15 protein-coding genes are annotated in these 14454 nt (G+C 70.5%); 11 read left to right on the forward strand and 4 right to left on the reverse strand.

From position 1 onward, the window contains the following. Position 1: 1 nt before the first annotated feature. Both AB0M43_RS02650 and AB0M43_RS02655 read right to left on the reverse strand, forming a co-directional pair. Positions 2-643 (reverse strand): response regulator transcription factor, encoded by a 642-nt coding sequence (locus tag AB0M43_RS02650; RefSeq protein WP_363720466.1) that lies wholly within the window; start codon positions 641-643, stop codon positions 2-4. Next, positions 631-1872, reverse strand: coding sequence for a sensor histidine kinase (locus AB0M43_RS02655; RefSeq protein WP_363720468.1), 1242 nt, complete (start codon positions 1870-1872; stop codon positions 631-633). The genes AB0M43_RS02650 and AB0M43_RS02655 overlap by 13 nt, the downstream gene beginning before the upstream one ends. 150 nt (positions 1873-2022) lie before the next feature. Here AB0M43_RS02655 and AB0M43_RS02660 point away from each other — a divergent pair, with 150 nt between their 5' ends. Together AB0M43_RS02660 and fabG are read left to right on the forward strand one after the other, a co-directional pair. Continuing rightward, the gene (locus AB0M43_RS02660; RefSeq protein ID WP_363720469.1) at positions 2023-4125 is read left to right on the forward strand and encodes an MMPL family transporter; all 2103 of its coding nucleotides are present in this window, start codon (positions 2023-2025) and stop codon (positions 4123-4125) included. Between the two features lie 63 nt (positions 4126-4188). Then, positions 4189-4935, forward strand: coding sequence for a 3-oxoacyl-ACP reductase FabG (gene fabG / locus AB0M43_RS02665; RefSeq protein ID WP_363720942.1), 747 nt, complete (start codon positions 4189-4191; stop codon positions 4933-4935). Positions 4936-4994: 59 nt separating this feature from the next. Here fabG and AB0M43_RS02670 read toward each other — a convergent pair whose 3' ends face one another. After that, positions 4995-5360: a hypothetical protein gene (locus tag AB0M43_RS02670; protein WP_363720471.1), complete on the reverse strand. Its 366-nt coding sequence runs from the start codon at positions 5358-5360 to the stop codon at positions 4995-4997. Positions 5361-5536: 176 nt separating this feature from the next. On the opposite strand from AB0M43_RS02670, the gene AB0M43_RS02675 reads away from it, so the two are divergent. The 9 genes from AB0M43_RS02675 to AB0M43_RS02715 all read left to right on the forward strand — a co-directional run bounded on the left by AB0M43_RS02675 (position 5537) and on the right by AB0M43_RS02715 (position 13599). Further along, on the forward strand, positions 5537-6493 hold the full coding sequence (locus tag AB0M43_RS02675) for a beta-ketoacyl-ACP synthase III (RefSeq protein ID WP_363720473.1): 957 nt from the start codon (positions 5537-5539) through the stop codon (positions 6491-6493). Between the two features lie 41 nt (positions 6494-6534). After that, complete coding sequence (locus AB0M43_RS02680; RefSeq protein WP_363720475.1) at positions 6535-6789, forward strand: phosphopantetheine-binding protein; 255 nt, start codon at positions 6535-6537, stop codon at positions 6787-6789. 3 nt (positions 6790-6792) lie between these two features. Next, entirely contained in the window at positions 6793-8145 is a 1353-nt protein-coding gene (locus AB0M43_RS02685) for a condensation domain-containing protein (RefSeq protein ID WP_363720477.1), read from the forward strand. A 30-nt stretch (positions 8146-8175) separates the two neighbouring features. Further along, positions 8176-9186 carry a 2,3-diaminopropionate biosynthesis protein SbnA gene (sbnA, locus tag AB0M43_RS02690; RefSeq protein ID WP_363720479.1) on the forward strand — a complete coding sequence of 337 codons (1011 nt, stop codon included), beginning with the start codon at positions 8176-8178 and terminating at the stop codon, positions 9184-9186. Then, positions 9180-10175, forward strand: a complete 996-nt coding sequence (gene sbnB / locus AB0M43_RS02695; RefSeq protein ID WP_363720481.1) for a 2,3-diaminopropionate biosynthesis protein SbnB — start codon at positions 9180-9182, stop codon at positions 10173-10175. Before sbnA ends, sbnB begins: the two co-directional genes overlap by 7 nt. A gap of 13 nt (positions 10176-10188) precedes the next feature. Beyond that, positions 10189-10368 carry an MbtH family NRPS accessory protein gene (locus AB0M43_RS02700; protein ID WP_197002261.1) on the forward strand — a complete coding sequence of 60 codons (180 nt, stop codon included), beginning with the start codon at positions 10189-10191 and terminating at the stop codon, positions 10366-10368. Positions 10369-10675: 307 nt separating this feature from the next. Further along, entirely contained in the window at positions 10676-12196 is a 1521-nt protein-coding gene (locus tag AB0M43_RS02705) for an MFS transporter (protein WP_363720484.1), read from the forward strand. A gap of 406 nt (positions 12197-12602) precedes the next feature. Further along, positions 12603-12983 carry a hypothetical protein gene (locus AB0M43_RS02710; RefSeq protein ID WP_363720486.1) on the forward strand — a complete coding sequence of 127 codons (381 nt, stop codon included), beginning with the start codon at positions 12603-12605 and terminating at the stop codon, positions 12981-12983. Positions 12984-13203: 220 nt separating this feature from the next. Further along, positions 13204-13599 (forward strand): GNAT family N-acetyltransferase, encoded by a 396-nt coding sequence (locus tag AB0M43_RS02715; RefSeq protein ID WP_363720488.1) that lies wholly within the window; start codon positions 13204-13206, stop codon positions 13597-13599. Positions 13600-13645: 46 nt separating this feature from the next. Here AB0M43_RS02715 and AB0M43_RS02720 read toward each other — a convergent pair whose 3' ends face one another. After that, positions 13646-14356, reverse strand: coding sequence for a hypothetical protein (locus tag AB0M43_RS02720; protein WP_363720490.1), 711 nt, complete (start codon positions 14354-14356; stop codon positions 13646-13648). Positions 14357-14454 lie beyond the last annotated feature (98 nt).

Raw genomic sequence — 14454 nt, forward strand, 5'->3', positions numbered from 1 at the left:
CTCAGGCTCGGAGATACTTCAGGACGGCCAGGACCCGACGGTGGTCGGTGTCCGCGGTGGCCAGGTCGAGCTTGGTGAAGATGCTGTTGACGTGCTTGGCGACCGCGCTGTCGCTGACCACGAGGGACGCGGCGATCGCGGAGTTCGACCGGCCCTCGGCCATCAGGGACAGCACGTCGCGCTCCCGGGGGCTGAGCCGCTCCAGCGGGTCGCGGCGGTGCCGGACGAGCAACTGGGACACCACCTCGGGGTCCAGGGCCGTACCGCCGCCGGCGACCCGGCGCACCGTGTCGGCGAAGTCGGTGACATCGGCGATCCGGTCCTTCAGCAGGTACCCGACGCCGCTGGTCTCCCCCGACAGCAGCTCGGTGGCGTACCGCTCCTCCACGTACTGCGACAGGACCAGCACCGCGACCTTCGGCCACTGCCGGCGGATCACCAGCGCGGCGCGCAGCCCCTCGTCGGTGTGCGAGGGCGGCATCCGCACGTCCACCAGCGCGAGGTCCGGGGTACTGCGGTCGATGGCCTCCAGCAGGGACTCGGCGTCCCCGACGGCCTCCACGACCTCGATCCCCATGCTGGACAGCAGCCGGACCAGCCCCTCGCGGAGCAGGACGGAGTCCTCGGCGATCACGATGCGCATGGCAGCTCCACGACGATGAGGGTGGGCCCGCCGAGCGGGCTGTCGATCTTCAGCCTGCCATCCACCGATCCGACCCGCTGGGCCAGCCCACGCAGCCCGCTGCCGAGCTCCTGCCGGGCTCCGCCCACGCCGTCGTCTGCGATCACAAGCCACAGTCGGTCTCCGATCGTCTCGGCGCTGACGTCGATCCGGGTCGCGTTCGCGTGTTTCGCCACGTTCGTGAGTGCCTCGGACACCACGAAGTAGGCGACGGCCTCCACGACCCGCGAGGGTCGGGTGTCCAGGCCCACCTTGAGCCTGACCGGCACCGGCGACCGGGCGGCGATCCCGGACAGGGCCGCGTCGAGCCCCCGGTCGTCGAGCACGGCCGGGTGCAGGCCCCGGATGAAGTCGCGCAGCTCCACGAGGGCCTGTTTGGCCTCGTCGTGCGCGGCCGCGATCGAGACTCGCGCGCTCTCGGGCACGTCCGCTCCTAGGGTCGCCCGGGTGATGCCCAGGTTCATGGCGAGGGAAACCAACCGCTGCTGGGTACCGTCGTGCAGGTCCCGCTCGATCCGGCGTCGCTCGGCGTCGGCCGCGTCGACCAGGTCCGCCCGGCTCTCCGACAGGGCCGCGACCCGTTCGGCGAGCTCCTCGGCGTGACTGGGCTGCAACAGGCCCCGGGCGATGCCCACGTCCACGATGACCAGGGCGCGGACCACCCACGGGGCGGCCAGCAGCGCGAGCAGCCCGACCACCGTGGCGCCGAGCAGAACCAGCGGGTCGTGCGGGTCGAGGCCCGCGATCGGCCGGTCCGGCAGCAACCACCCGTGCGCCAGGGCCGTGGAGAACACGAAACCGACGGACCACACCCCGGCCACGACCGCGGCCATCAGGATGCCGGTGACCCCGGCCAGGGTGTGGTACCCGAACTGGCGCCACGTGGACGGTCTGCGGACCGCCGCGAGGAGCCCCGGCTCGTCGACCGGCACCTCCGCGAGGTCGACCCCGCAGAACGCCGAGAACCGGGAACGTTGCCAGCTCGTGAACACCCGGAGGCTGGTGAGGAGCACTGTGCACAGGGCAATCGCCGGCACGACCGTGATCGCGAAACCGAGGATCAGCGGGACCAGGGTCGCTACCGCGACGGTGGTGGCCACGCCGACCGGCAGCCCGACCAGCAGGTGTGCCGTGCCCAGCCAGGTCCGGGCCGACCAGGTGGCCCTCATCAGTGCTCCGGGCGTCGTCATGTCACCACCGTAGACAGTCCATCGCGAACCGGACATGGCGTCTGGACCACACTTCACCCTGTACCTGGCACCACCCTGTATCTGGCACCACCCGGTTCGGGGCGGCCGCACTACCGACGCGGGCCGCCCCCGGGGCGAAGACTCTGCGGCATGGTTACCAAGGTCGGAAGTTTCTGCCACCGCAACTGGCGATGGGTCATGCTCGGCTGGCTGGCGCTCCTCGTCGGCGGCGGCGCGGCCATCGGGCCGGTGTTCGACAGCATCGGCGACACGAAGCCGCCCGTGGGCCTGGAGTCCGTGACCGCCTCCCAGGTCGTCAAGGAGGGCGGCGACCGGGGCATCCAGATCATCGGGCTCGTCGAGGGCGTCGACCCGGCGTCGGCGACGGTCACCGGCGCGGTCGACCGGGCCAGCGCGGACCTGCGCGGCACCACCGGGGTCCTGGAGGTGGGCAGGCCGATCGTCGCGAAGGACTCCCGCGGCCTCGCCCTGCCCGTCACGCTCACGAAGATGCAGATGAAGGACCGCTCGACGGCGACGAATCTGGTCCGGGCCCGGCTCGCGCGGCTGGCGACCGAGCTGCCCGGCTCCACCGTCGAGGCCGGCGGGGACCTGGTCAACGGCGAGGCCAACGACGCCGTCCAGGAGGACCTGGCCCGCGCGGAGATCCTCTCGCTGCCGGTCACCCTGGTGGTGCTGGTCTTCGTCTTCGGCGGGGTACTCGCCGCCGGCCTGCCGGTCCTGGCCTCCCTGGCCACGATCGCGGGCGCGTTCGCCTTGCTCCTCGGCTTCTCGAAGTTCGTGGACCTCGACAACAACGTGGTCACCGTCGTGACCCTGCTCGGCCTGGCCCTGGCCATCGACTACGGCCTGCTGCTGGTGGCCCGGTACCGCGAGGAGCTCGCCGCCGGGCACGACCGGGAAACGGCCGTCGCCCGGACCTGGGGCACCGCCGGTCGGACGATCCTGTTCAGCGCCCTGACCGTGGCCGGCGCGCTCACCGGCCTGCTGGTGTTCGACGTGCCCCGGCTCCAGGCGCTCGGCGCGGCCGGGATCTCCACCGCCCTGATGGGCATGGTCGCGGCGCTGACCCTGACCCCGGCGCTCCTCGGGCCGCTCGGCCGGTGGGTCAAGCCGAGCCGCCGACGGAAGGCCGCGGCCACCACGGAGGCCGGGTTCTTCGCGGGGCTCGCCCGGTTCACCCAGCGCCGCCCGCTGCTGATCGCCGCCGGTACCACCATCGGTTTGCTGGTCGTGGCCCTGCCGCTGCTGTCGATGACCGTGAAGCTGCCCGGCATGGAGGGCCTGCCGCGCACCCTGCCGTCGGTGCGGGTGGCCGACGCGATGGGCGAGAGGTACGGGCTCAGCGCCGCGCCGGCCGTCCGGGTCGTCGCGCGCGCCGACCAGGCGACCCTGAACGCGTGGGCCGGCCGGTGGCAGCAGGACCGCGAGGTCGTCCGGGTCGAGCCGGCCCGCGCCGCCGGCCCGAACCTGTCCACGGTGGCGATCGCGGTGCGCGGCGACTCCCAGGGCGACGCGGCCCAGGACCTGGTACGACGGATCCGCGCGGACCGGCCGGCCGGGATCGAGTCCTGGGTCGGCGGGGACGCCGCGATCCTGCTGGACACGCTCGGCCGGCTGGTCGACGGCCTGCCGTGGGCGGTCGGGGTGATGCTGGCGACCATGTTCGTCCTGCTGTTCCTGATGACCGGTTCGGTGGTGATCCCGGTCAAGGCGATCGTGCTGAACGGGCTGTCGCTGGCCGCCACGTTCGGGGTGCTGCTCCTGGTCTTCCAGGACGGTCACCTGTCCGGGCCGCTGGACACCCTGACCGTGGGCGGGTTGAGCCCGTTCGTGATCGCGATCGTCGCGGCGTTCGGGTTCGGGCTGTCCATGGACTACGAGCTGTTCCTGCTGGGCCGGATCAAGGAGTACCGCGACGCCGGGGAGGACGACGACAGCGCCGTCCGGCACGGCCTGCAACGCAGCGGCGGGATCATCACCTCGGCCGCCGTCCTGATGCTGATCGTCTTCGGCTGCTTCGCGGCGGCCCGGGTCGGCGACATCGAGCAGATCGGGCTGGGCCTGTTCGTGGCCGTGCTGATCGACGCGACCGTGGTGCGCTGCCTGCTCGTGCCGGCCGTGATGACCCTGCTCGGCCGGGCCGCCTGGTGGGCACCGGGCCCGCTGCGCCGGCTGCACGACCGGGTCGGGATCAGCGAGTCGGAGGAGAGGGTTCCCGTCGGGGTGTAGAGAAGATATAGCTCACGGCTACATGGTGTGCTCCACCTATCACAGGAGGAGCGCACCGTGTCTGTGTCCCCACCCGCCCGGCCCGTCGTCCTCGTCACCGGTGGCTCTCGCGGCATCGGTGCGGGCATCGTCACCCGCCTCGCCCAGGACGGCTACGACGTCAGCTTCTGCTTCCAGTCCAACCACGAGGCCGCCGAGCGGGTGGCCGACGCGGCGCGCGAGCACGGCGGCCGGGTGCTGGCGCACAAGGTGGACGTGTCGGACAGTACCGAGGTCAAGGACTACCTCAAGGTCACCGAGGCCGAGCTGGGGCCGGTCACGAACGTGGTCACGGTCGCCGGCATCATCCGGGACAAGCCGCTGGCCCTGATGACCGACGACGACTGGCGCGACGTGATGCGCGTCAACCTGGACGGCACGTACAACGTGTGCCGGGCCGCGATCCGCCGGCTGATGAAGAACAAGGGCGGCTCGATCGTCACCATGTCCTCCGTCGCCGGGGTGGTCGGCACCCCGATGCAGACGAACTACGCCGCGTCCAAGGCCGGCATCCTGGGCTTCACCAAGGCCCTGGCCAAGGAGGTCGGCCGGTACAACATCCGGGTCAACGCCGTCGCCCCCGGCTTCATCGAGACCGACATGATCTCGGAGCTGAGCGAGGCGTTCACGAAGGAGATGCTGGGCCGGGTCGCGCTCGGCCGGTTCGGGAAGGTCGAGGAGGTGGCCGACCTGGTGTCGTTCCTGCTGTCCGACCGCGCCTCGTACATGACGGGCCAGGTCCTGCAGGTCGACGGCGGCACCGCCATCTGATCTCCCCCCTGCGGCGCTGGCCGGGATGCCCACGCATCCCGGCCAGCGCTTTTTCAGGTCTAGTCGTCGGCCGGCGTCGGCACCGCGATCACGGAGATCGACAGCACACCCTGGTAGTCGCTGGCCACGGAGGCGAAGCGGGCCGGCAGCCCGTCGCACACCGGGTAGGTGGTCTTGAGGCCGTCAACGGTGAAGTTCACCGCGAGGGCGGTGCACTTTCCGTCGCGCTTGAGGTCGGCGAGCCGGCCGTAGACGACCGTCCCGGTGTTGTCACTACAGTTCCAGCCGTCGAACTTGCCCGTGGCGGTCGCGACGTGCACCTCGGTGCACGAGCCGCCGGCCGCCTGCGCCGTCGCCGGCAGAAAAACGCCCAGAGCCGCGGCGACACCCGCCGTGGCCAGGCTGATCGCGATGGTCTTCCTCATGGCTATGAGTACCCCTTCTTGATCTGTACGGGCTGATTCGCCCGGTGCACATCAAGGTGGACGTTTCTATATTTTCGCTATTTTGCCTGCCCCCTATAGAGAAGATATAGCGCTCGAAAGCAGTCTCGGTCTCGACATTGGAGCCAGTAGGCCGCATCGAAGGACGTGGGAACACAATGGAGAGCTATGGATCGGTGATCACCGGACTGGCGGACTACCGGCCGACCAATCTGGTCACGAACGAGGAGCTGTCGAAGTCCACGACGGTCACCCCGGAGTGGATCGAGGACCGGACCGGCATCCGGAGCCGGCACCACGCGGGCCCCGAGGAGACCATCGTCGCGATGGCCGCCGAGGCCGGCCGGAAGGCCATCACGATGGCCGGCATCGACTACACCGACATCGACCTGGTCATCCTGGCCACGGCGAGCCGGTACCAGCGGATGCCCGGCGCGGCCCCGCAGGTCGCCAGCACCATCGGCCTGCCGAACGCGGGCGCGTTCGACGTCAACGCCGTGTGCGCCGGTTTCACCTACTCCCTCGCGCTGGCCTCCAACGCGGTGCGGTGCGGCGACGCGAAGCACGCCCTCGTCGTCGGCGCCGAGCGCACCAGCGACTGGATCAACCCCGAGACCCCGGACACGTACGCGATCTTCGGCGACGGCGCCGGCGCGGCGATCGTCTCCCGCTCCGACAAGCCCGGGATCTTCCCGGCGGTCTGGGGCAGCGACGGCAAGCGCGCCCCCGTCCTGGAGCTCTCGGAGTTCCCGGAGCTGGGCCGCGAGTACGTGACCATGGACGGGCCGCTCGTCTACAAGTGGGCCACCAGCAACATGCCGAAGGCCGCCAAGCGCGCCGCGGCCCGGGCCGGCGTCGAGCTGTCCGACGTGAAGTGGCTCGTCATGCACCAGGCCAACAAGCGCATCCTCGACACCGTCGCCCGCGCGCTGCGTTGGGACGACGAGCACGTCGCCCGGGACGTCGTCGAGGCCGGCAACACCTCCGCCGCCTCCGTGCCGCTGGCGCTGACCCGCCTGTACGAGAGCGGCCGCACCTCCCCCGGCGACCTGGTGCTGACCCTGGGCTTCGGCGCGGGTCTCACCTACGCCGGCCAGATCGTCACGATGCCCTAAACGTCCCGCACACCACCACCCCTAGAAGAAGGACACCTGAGATGACGACCACCACGCGCGACGAGATCTCCGACGAGATCGCCCGCATCATCCGCGAGCTCATGCCGGAGCTCGAGGGCGAGGAGATCACCCCGGCCTCGACGTTCGAGGACCTCGGCATGGACTCCCTCAACCGGGTCGACCTGCTGTCGGGCGCCGAGAGCGCCTTCGACATCGAGGTGCTCGACGAGCAGGTCGCCAACCTCGTCCGGGTCCAGGACCTCACGGACCTCGTCGCCGCCTCCCGGGGCGTGTAGTCGATGACCGGGATCCAGCCGCTGTCGGCAGGTCAGGAAGGTCTGTGGTTGCTCTACGGGCTCGCGCCCGACGGCGTCGCGTACAACGACGCGGGTGCGGCCCAGATGAGCCCGGCCCCTGACCTGGCCATTCTCCAGCGCGCCGTACGCGCCCTGGCGGAACGGCACGACCTGCTGTGTTCCCGGTTCATCGAGGTGGACGGCGAGCCGCGCAGGGAGGTCGGCGACCCCGACTCCCTGCGGTTCGAGGTCCGCGACGTGGGTGACATCGACGACGAGGCGCTCCTCGACCTGGTCAGGGCCACCATCAAGGTGCCCTACCGGCTCGAGGAGACCGGCCCGTTCCGGTTCGTGATGTGGCGGCGCGCCGAGGACGCGGTCCTGATGATCGGCAGCCACCACATCGCCACGGACGCCCAGTCCAACTGGCTGCTGTGGCGGGACCTGCTGGAGGCCTACTGGGCCTTCTCGGCGGGCCGCGAGCCGGGCTGGACCCCGCTCACCGTGTCCTACGCCGACCACGTGGCGCACGAGCGGACGATGTTGGACTCCCCGCGCCGGGAGATCCTCGAGGGGTACTGGCGCACGGCCGTCGCCGACGCGACGGCCGCCGAGCTGCCCACCGACCGGCCCCGTCCGGCGAAGCGCTCCTTCGTGGGCGACGCCTACACCCGGCGGGTACCGGACGAGCTGGTGCCCCGGATCAAGGCGGCGGCGACCGCGGCGGGGGTCACCCCGTTCGCGTACCTGCTGGGGGTGTTCCAGTCCCTGGTCTTCCGCTATTCGGGGCAGACGGACTTCGTGATCGGCTGCCCCGCGAGCACCCGCCGCCGGGGCGGCATGCGCGAGGTGATCGGCTACTTCGTCAACCCGTTGCTGCTGCGGTCCCGGTTCGGTTCCACCACGACCTTCGCCGAGGCGATCGCGGCGGCCGGGGCGACGGTGAGCGGCGGGATGGCGCACGCGAGCTACCCGACGTCGCTGCTCGGCGGTCAGCGGTTCAACATGTGCTTCACCCAGGTCAGCGCGGGCAAGATGACCGGCTACCTGGACCGGATCGCGGCCGGCGAGACCGTGGAGCACGAGGGGTACCGGCTGCGTTCGCTCGACGTCCCGCACCTCGAGGGCCAGTTCGACCTGACGGTGGAGATCACGCAGAGCACCGACTCGCTGATCGCCGCCTTCCGATACGACACCGACCTGTTCGACCGGGCGACGATCGAGCGGTTCGTCGGACATTTCCTCCGGCTGACCGAGGTCGCCGTCTCGACGCCCGACGTGCGGGTCTCCCGCGCCTCCCTGGTGGACGACGCCGAGCGGCAACGGCTGCTCGCGATGGCCACCGGTTCCGCATAACTGTCGATTTTTCGTTCTAAGGGGAGAGCTGTGGCGAAACAAGCGCTCAAAGGCGTACTCTCGACCATCGGGAACACGCCCCTCGTGGAGCTGGTGCACCTGTTCCCCGATTTTCCGGCGCGGGTCTTCGCGAAGCTCGAGCGGTTCAACCCGGGCGGCAGCATCAAGGACCGGTCCGCGCTGAGCATGCTCCTCGAACGGATCCACAGTGGCGAGCTGGTGCCGGGCCGCTCCGTGGTGATCGAGTCCAGCTCCGGGAACCTGGCGATCGGCATCGCGCAGATCTGCGGGTACTACGGCGTGGACTTCGTCTGTGTCGTCGACGCCAAGACCACCGAGCAGAACATGGCGATCCTGCGCGCGTTCGGGGCGACCATCGAGCTGGTGACGGAGCGCGACGCGGAGACCGGCGAGTACCTGCCCGCCCGGCTGCGCCGGGTCGCCGAGCTGGTGGCCGCGACCCCGAACTCGTACTGCCCGAACCAGTACGCGAACCCGCTGAACCCGCTGGCCCACGAGGGCACGATGCGCGAGATCGTCGAGGCGCTCGACGGCCCGGTGGACTACCTGTTCAGCGCGGCGAGCACGTTCGGCACGGCGCTGGGCGCGTCGCGGTTCGTCCGGCGCAGCGGCCTGTCCACCCGGATCGTGGCCGTGGACGCCGTGGGTTCCCTGCTGTTCGGCACCGTACCGGGCCAGCGGCTGATCCCCGGCCACGGCGCGTCGATCCGCCCGGCCCTGCTCGACCCGGCCGCCGCCGACGACGTGGTGCACGTGACCGACCTGGAGTGCGTCGTCGCCTGCCGCACGCTGACCATCCGCGAGGCGATCCTCGGCGGCGGCTCCTCCGGCGCGACCGTGGCGGCGCTGGGCAAGATGCGCGACTCGATCCCCGAGGGGTCCAACGTCGTCATGATCTTCCCGGACGGCGGCGACCGCTACCTGGACACGATCTACTCGGACACATGGGTGAACCGGCACTTCGGCGAGGTGTCGCACCTGTGGAAGGAAAACTCCTCAACGAAGGTGGCACCATGCTGATCATCGGGCACGAGGGCGTGCACGACATCCTCACCGGCCGGGAGACCGAGCTGATCGACCTCGTCGGCGCGGCGTACGCGCTGCACGACGAGGGCCAGTCCTCGCTTCCGCACTCCACCTTCCTGCGCTTCCCGGACAACACCCGGGACCGGATCATCTCGCTGATCGCGTACCTCGGCGGGCCGAAGCCGGTCGCCGGCATGAAGTGGATCTCCTCCTTCCCCGGCAACCTGGACCTCGGCCTGCCCCGGGCCAGCGCCGCGATGGTGCTGAACTCGCTGGAGACCGGCCGCCCCGAGGCGTTCATCGAGGGCTCGCTGATCTCGGCGAAGCGCACGGCCGCCAGTGCCGCGCTCGGCGCGGGCCTGCTGGTCGCCGACCAGGACGTGACCGCCGTCTCGCTGATCGCGACCGGCCTGATCAACCGGGAGATCCTCCGGTTCCTGGGCGCGCGGTTCCCGAAGCTGAACGAGGTCACGGTCTACGACCTCGACCCGGCCCGGGCCGCCGCGTTCGCCGAGCGGGCCGGCGAGATCGTGCCGGGTGTCACGGCGCGGGTGGCCACCGACCTGGCCCAGGCCGTGGCGGCCAGCCCGGTGGTGTCGATCGCGAGCACCGCGCTCGCGCCGCACATGGACCTGGCGGCCGCCGCGCCCGGCACCGTCGTGCTGCACATCTCGCTGCGCGACCTTGTGACCGACTCCATCCTGGACAGCCACAACATCGTCGACGACGCCGACCACGCCTGCCGGGAGGGCACGTCGCTGTTCCTGGCCGAGCGGCAGACCGGGGGGCGCGCGTTCATCGACGCCTCGGTCGGGCAGCTCGTGCGGGGGGTCGTGGACTTCCAGCCGGACCCCAAGAAGACCATCGTGTACTCCCCGTTCGGGCTCGGCGTCCTCGACATCGCGGTCGCCCAGTTCGTCCGGGACGCCGCCGTGAGCGCCGGTGTCGGTGTGACCGTCGACAACTTCCTCCCCACCAGCTGAAAGGTTCCATGACATGTTTCTCGTCGTCCGTAACGCCGAAGAGCAGTACTCGATCTGGGCCGCCGACCGGGAGCTGCCCCCGGGGTGGACGGCCGAGGGCACGAAGGGCTCCAAGGAGGAGTGCCTGACCCGGATCAGCGAGGTGTGGACCGACATGCGCCCGCTCAGCCTCCGGGAGCGGATGGCAGCCTGAGACGAGGCTCACAGGACGAAGGCGGTGGTCACCGGGCCGGGTGACCACCGCCTTTTTCTGTCTTTTTCATGATCGATGAATAGTGACAAAAACCCCAATCAAGACCCAACCTTCGCGGGGTACGACTCCCCCGCGCCCCAAGATCAGCTCAGGGCGAACGCCGGCGTCAGTTTTTTGTCAGTGGCTGACTCTAGGGTCGTCGTCAGGCAGTGAAAACCTGTGGCGTGACGGATTGCAATCGGGCAAGACTGGCCGAAAAGTGACCGGACACCGCGTCGCACCGAAGTCCCCGAGAGGCACACCGAACATGTCCGAGAAAATCGCCACAGCCGCCACGGCGCCCGGTGGCGTGCCCGCGGTCGACCCGAAGCGCTGGCTCGCGCTCGCGGTCATCGCGATCGCCCAGCTCATGGTCGTGCTCGACGCGACGATCGTCAACATCGCGATGCCGTCGGCGCAGCACGCGCTCGACATCAACGACGCCAACCGGCAGTGGATCCTCACCGCCTACACCCTCGCCTTCGGTGGCTTCCTGCTGCTCGGCGGCCGGATCGCCGACTACGTCGGCCGCAAGAAGATCCTCCTGATCGGCCTGATCGGCTTCGCCCTCGCCTCCGCGCTCGGCGGCGTCGCGCAGAACGCCGCGATGCTGTTCGCCGCCCGCGGCCTCCAGGGCCTGTTCGGCGCGCTCCTCGCCCCGGCCGCGCTCTCCCTGATCACGGTCACGTTCACCGACGTCAAGGACCGCGCCAAGGCGTTCGGCGTCTTCGGCGCCATCTCCGGGGTCGGCGCCGCGATCGGCCTGATCATGGGTGGCCTGCTCACCGAGTACACGACGTGGCGCTGGTGCCTCCTCGTGAACATCCCGATCGCGCTGATCGCGTTCGCGCTGGCCATCCCGATCGTCAAGGAGAGCCGCGCCGAGGGCAACACGAAGTACGACATCCCGGGAGCCGTGCTGTCCACCGCGGGCCTCGTCGCCCTCGTCTACGGCTTCACCAAGGCCGCCGAGGACGGCTGGACCGCGACCTCCACCCTGGCCTGGTTCGTGGTCTCGGTGATCCTGCTGGTCGGCTTCGTCGTCGTCGAGCTGCGCACGGCCCACCCGCTGCTGCCGATGCGGGTGATCCTGCACCGCAACCGGGGCGGTTCGACGCTGGTCTCGATCACCCTGGGCGCGGGCATGATGGGCATGTTCCTGTTCATGACCTACTACTTCCAGGGCACCCTGCACTGGTCCCCGCTCCAGAGCGGCGTCGCGTACCTGCCGTTCTCCGGCGCCCTGATCGTCACCGCGATCGTCGGCAGCGGCCTGCTGCCGAAGGTCGGCCCCCGGGCCATGATGACGGTCGGCGGCGTGCTCGCCGCCGGCTCGATGGTCTGGCTGACCCAGCTGAAGGTCGACTCGTCCTACGTGGCCTTCATCATGCCCGCCCTGATCATCATGGCGGTCGGCATGGCCCTGGTGTTCGTGCCGCTGGGCAACACCGCCCTCAGCGGCGTCGACCCGCACGACGCGGGTGTCGCCAGCGCCCTGCTGAACACCTCGCAGCAGATCGGCGGCTCGCTCGGCGTCGCCCTGCTCAACACGGTGTTCACCACCGCCGTGGCGAACTTCATCACGGACTACGTCAAGACCAACGGCCCCGAGAAGCTCCAGGAGGCGACGGCGCTCGGCGCCGTACACGGCTACAACGTGGCCTTCACGGTGAGCGCCGTGCTGCTCGGCGCCTCGGCCGTGATCATCTTCCTGATGATCCAGAACACCCCGAAGAACGCGGCGGCCGGCGACTCGACCGACGCGCCGACGATGGTGCACGTCGGGTAGTTCGACCGCACTCCAGTGTGACCCGGGCGGCCGGGTGGGTCTCGCACCCACCGGGCCGCCCGGTCCCGTTCACGGCCCGGGTTCGGTTCACGGCCCGGTCCCGTTCACGGCCCGGGTTCGGTTCACGGCCCGGTCCCGTTCACGGCCCGGGTTCGGTTCACGGCCCGGTCCCGTTCGGCCCGGGTTCGGTTCGGGGCCCAGGTGCTGTTCCGGGCGCGGGCGGCCGTGTCTGGGTCCGGCACCCCCAACGGCGTGGGTCCGGTGGTGGTGCGCCGACCTGGCGGTGCGCTTCGGGGCCCTCACGCCGAGGATGCGGTCATGTCCGGACCATGCCCGGATCGCGGCAGGACAGGACGTTCGGCGGAGTGACCCCGGTGGCGGTGACGACCAAGATCAAGTGGTGAGCATGGGGGACGAAATCGCAGAGTGGACCACGCCCGAACCTCCGACAGCGAGGGCCGGCGGGGTCTTCGCCAGGCGGTACGGCGGCTTCGCGGGCATCGCCCGGACGGTCGGCGCGTTCGTCGGCCTGCTCCTCTTCGCCGCGTACTTCGCCATCGACTCGAGCCATCTGATGTCGAACCACTGTTTCGGCCCTGACGGTCAGATCGTCTGCCCGATCAAGGGCCCCGACTGGGCTCGACCCATACCTGACTACGTGACACTGTCGGGCCTGCTCGTCGCCCTTACCGGCCTCGCCGTCGGCCGCCCCGTCCGCGCGCGGGCGCTGATCGCCGGCTTCGTGCTGACCGCTGCGGCTCTCGTCGGCAGCTGGCTGATCGGATAGCCGGATCGGGGTGCCGGGCAGCTCCAGCGCCCGGCGCTGAGGGGACGCGGTGCCAGGGTGCCGGGGCGGACAGCGCGGGTCGTTGTCCCCGGCCGTGATCAGTCGCTTCCGGTTCGTTTTCCTGCCCTGTCAGCGGCTGCGGACTCGCGGATGCTCGGAGCTGCTGGGCGCGGTACCCATCTGGACCGTGTTTTTTGATCGTGGGCGGTAGCGTGGCGGCATGGCGGTCGAGGTGGTGTCGCGGTTTCCCGTCGACGACGAGGTTCTGAGCGCACTGCACGCGAGGGCCTTTGGTGGCGACGCCGTGGAGACCCCTTGGCGGGTACGCCTGGCGGGGCACGCGCTCACCTGGGTGGGTGCCTTCGACGACGGCCGGCTCGTGGGGTTCGTCCAGGTGTGCTGGGACGGCGGCGCGCACGCGTTCCTGTTGGACACCGCCGTGGATCCGAGGTGGCAGCACCGTGGGGTGGGTCGACGTCTCGTGCTGGCCGCGGCGGACGACGCCAGGGCTGCGGGCTGCCGTTGGCTGCACGTCGACTTCGAACCCGACCTGGAGGAGTTCTACCTGGACGGGTGCAGCTTCCGGCCGACCCGGGCGGGACTGCTGGCACTGTAGGCCGCTTCTGATGCCGTCAGCCGTTCGGAGGGACGCCGGGGAAGCACTAGCTTCCGAGGCGGATGCGGTCCGTGATCTGGGAGCGCAGTACCAGGTTGTCCATCGTGGCCCGTACGGCCAGGTGGTCCACCGCCATCGGCACCGCCACCCGGTGCTGGTGCTCGCGGACCACGGACCGCAGGCGTTCGTAGCGCCGGCAGTCGAGTTCCGAGCGCAATTGCAGATAGCCGGCGAGCAGCGGACGGTGCTCCGCGCCGAGCCGGTCGCGGACGGCCGCCAGGGTCCGCCGGTCGGCGGGTGACGGTACCTCGACGGGGAGGTAGATCCGGCCGGTGTTGTGCCGGCCGACCCACGGGCCGCGCACCGTGACGACGATCGGCCCCTCCTCCTGCGGGTCGACGACGGCCGCGCCGATGTCCGGGGCCAGTGTGGCGTGCACCCGGTCAGCGCGGGCCGCGAGCCCGTCCCACCAGAGGTCGCCGGCCAGGTCGCTGTCGCGCAGCGCGTCGAGGAACTCGGTGAAAGCCGGATCCGCGAGCAGCCTGCCCGAGTCGATCGGCACCGTGACCGACCGTACGGGCGGCCAAAACTCGCCGTCGCGCAGGTCCTCGTTCCGGAGGTCGGAGCGGGACCGGCCGCCGAGCAGGGGCAGTTGGCGGGCCCGGTAGCCGTCGTCGAAGGCCAGGGCGGATCGACCGTCCCAGTCGTACTCGGCGCGCTGCGCGGCGAGGAAGCCGATCGGGTCAGCGAGCGGCACGTACCCTCCCGGTGTCGTCGTCGCGGTGCGTACGTCAGGGCCTTCGGCACCAGATGGCTCCGGGCGCGGTCACCGGCCCCTGTCCGGCCGCCTGGGCC

This window comes from Longispora sp. NPDC051575, assembly GCF_040681875.1.
Lineage (GTDB): Bacteria > Actinomycetota > Actinomycetes > Mycobacteriales > Micromonosporaceae > Longispora.

Coding starts and splice junctions, on each gene's coding strand:
- AB0M43_RS02650 (WP_363720466.1), bottom strand. CDS start 643: ATGCGCATCGTGATCGCCGAGGACTCCGTCCTGCTCCGCGAGGGGCTG.
- AB0M43_RS02655 (WP_363720468.1), bottom strand. CDS start 1,872: ATGACGACGCCCGGAGCACTGATGAGGGCCACCTGGTCGGCCCGGACC.
- AB0M43_RS02660 (WP_363720469.1), top strand. CDS start 2,023: ATGGTTACCAAGGTCGGAAGTTTCTGCCACCGCAACTGGCGATGGGTC.
- AB0M43_RS02670 (WP_363720471.1), bottom strand. CDS start 5,360: ATGAGGAAGACCATCGCGATCAGCCTGGCCACGGCGGGTGTCGCCGCG.
- AB0M43_RS02675 (WP_363720473.1), top strand. CDS start 5,537: ATGGAGAGCTATGGATCGGTGATCACCGGACTGGCGGACTACCGGCCG.
- AB0M43_RS02680 (WP_363720475.1), top strand. CDS start 6,535: ATGACGACCACCACGCGCGACGAGATCTCCGACGAGATCGCCCGCATC.
- AB0M43_RS02685 (WP_363720477.1), top strand. CDS start 6,793: ATGACCGGGATCCAGCCGCTGTCGGCAGGTCAGGAAGGTCTGTGGTTG.
- sbnB (WP_363720481.1), top strand. CDS start 9,180: ATGCTGATCATCGGGCACGAGGGCGTGCACGACATCCTCACCGGCCGG.
- AB0M43_RS02700 (WP_197002261.1), top strand. CDS start 10,189: ATGTTTCTCGTCGTCCGTAACGCCGAAGAGCAGTACTCGATCTGGGCC.
- AB0M43_RS02705 (WP_363720484.1), top strand. CDS start 10,676: ATGTCCGAGAAAATCGCCACAGCCGCCACGGCGCCCGGTGGCGTGCCC.
- AB0M43_RS02710 (WP_363720486.1), top strand. CDS start 12,603: ATGGGGGACGAAATCGCAGAGTGGACCACGCCCGAACCTCCGACAGCG.
- AB0M43_RS02715 (WP_363720488.1), top strand. CDS start 13,204: ATGGCGGTCGAGGTGGTGTCGCGGTTTCCCGTCGACGACGAGGTTCTG.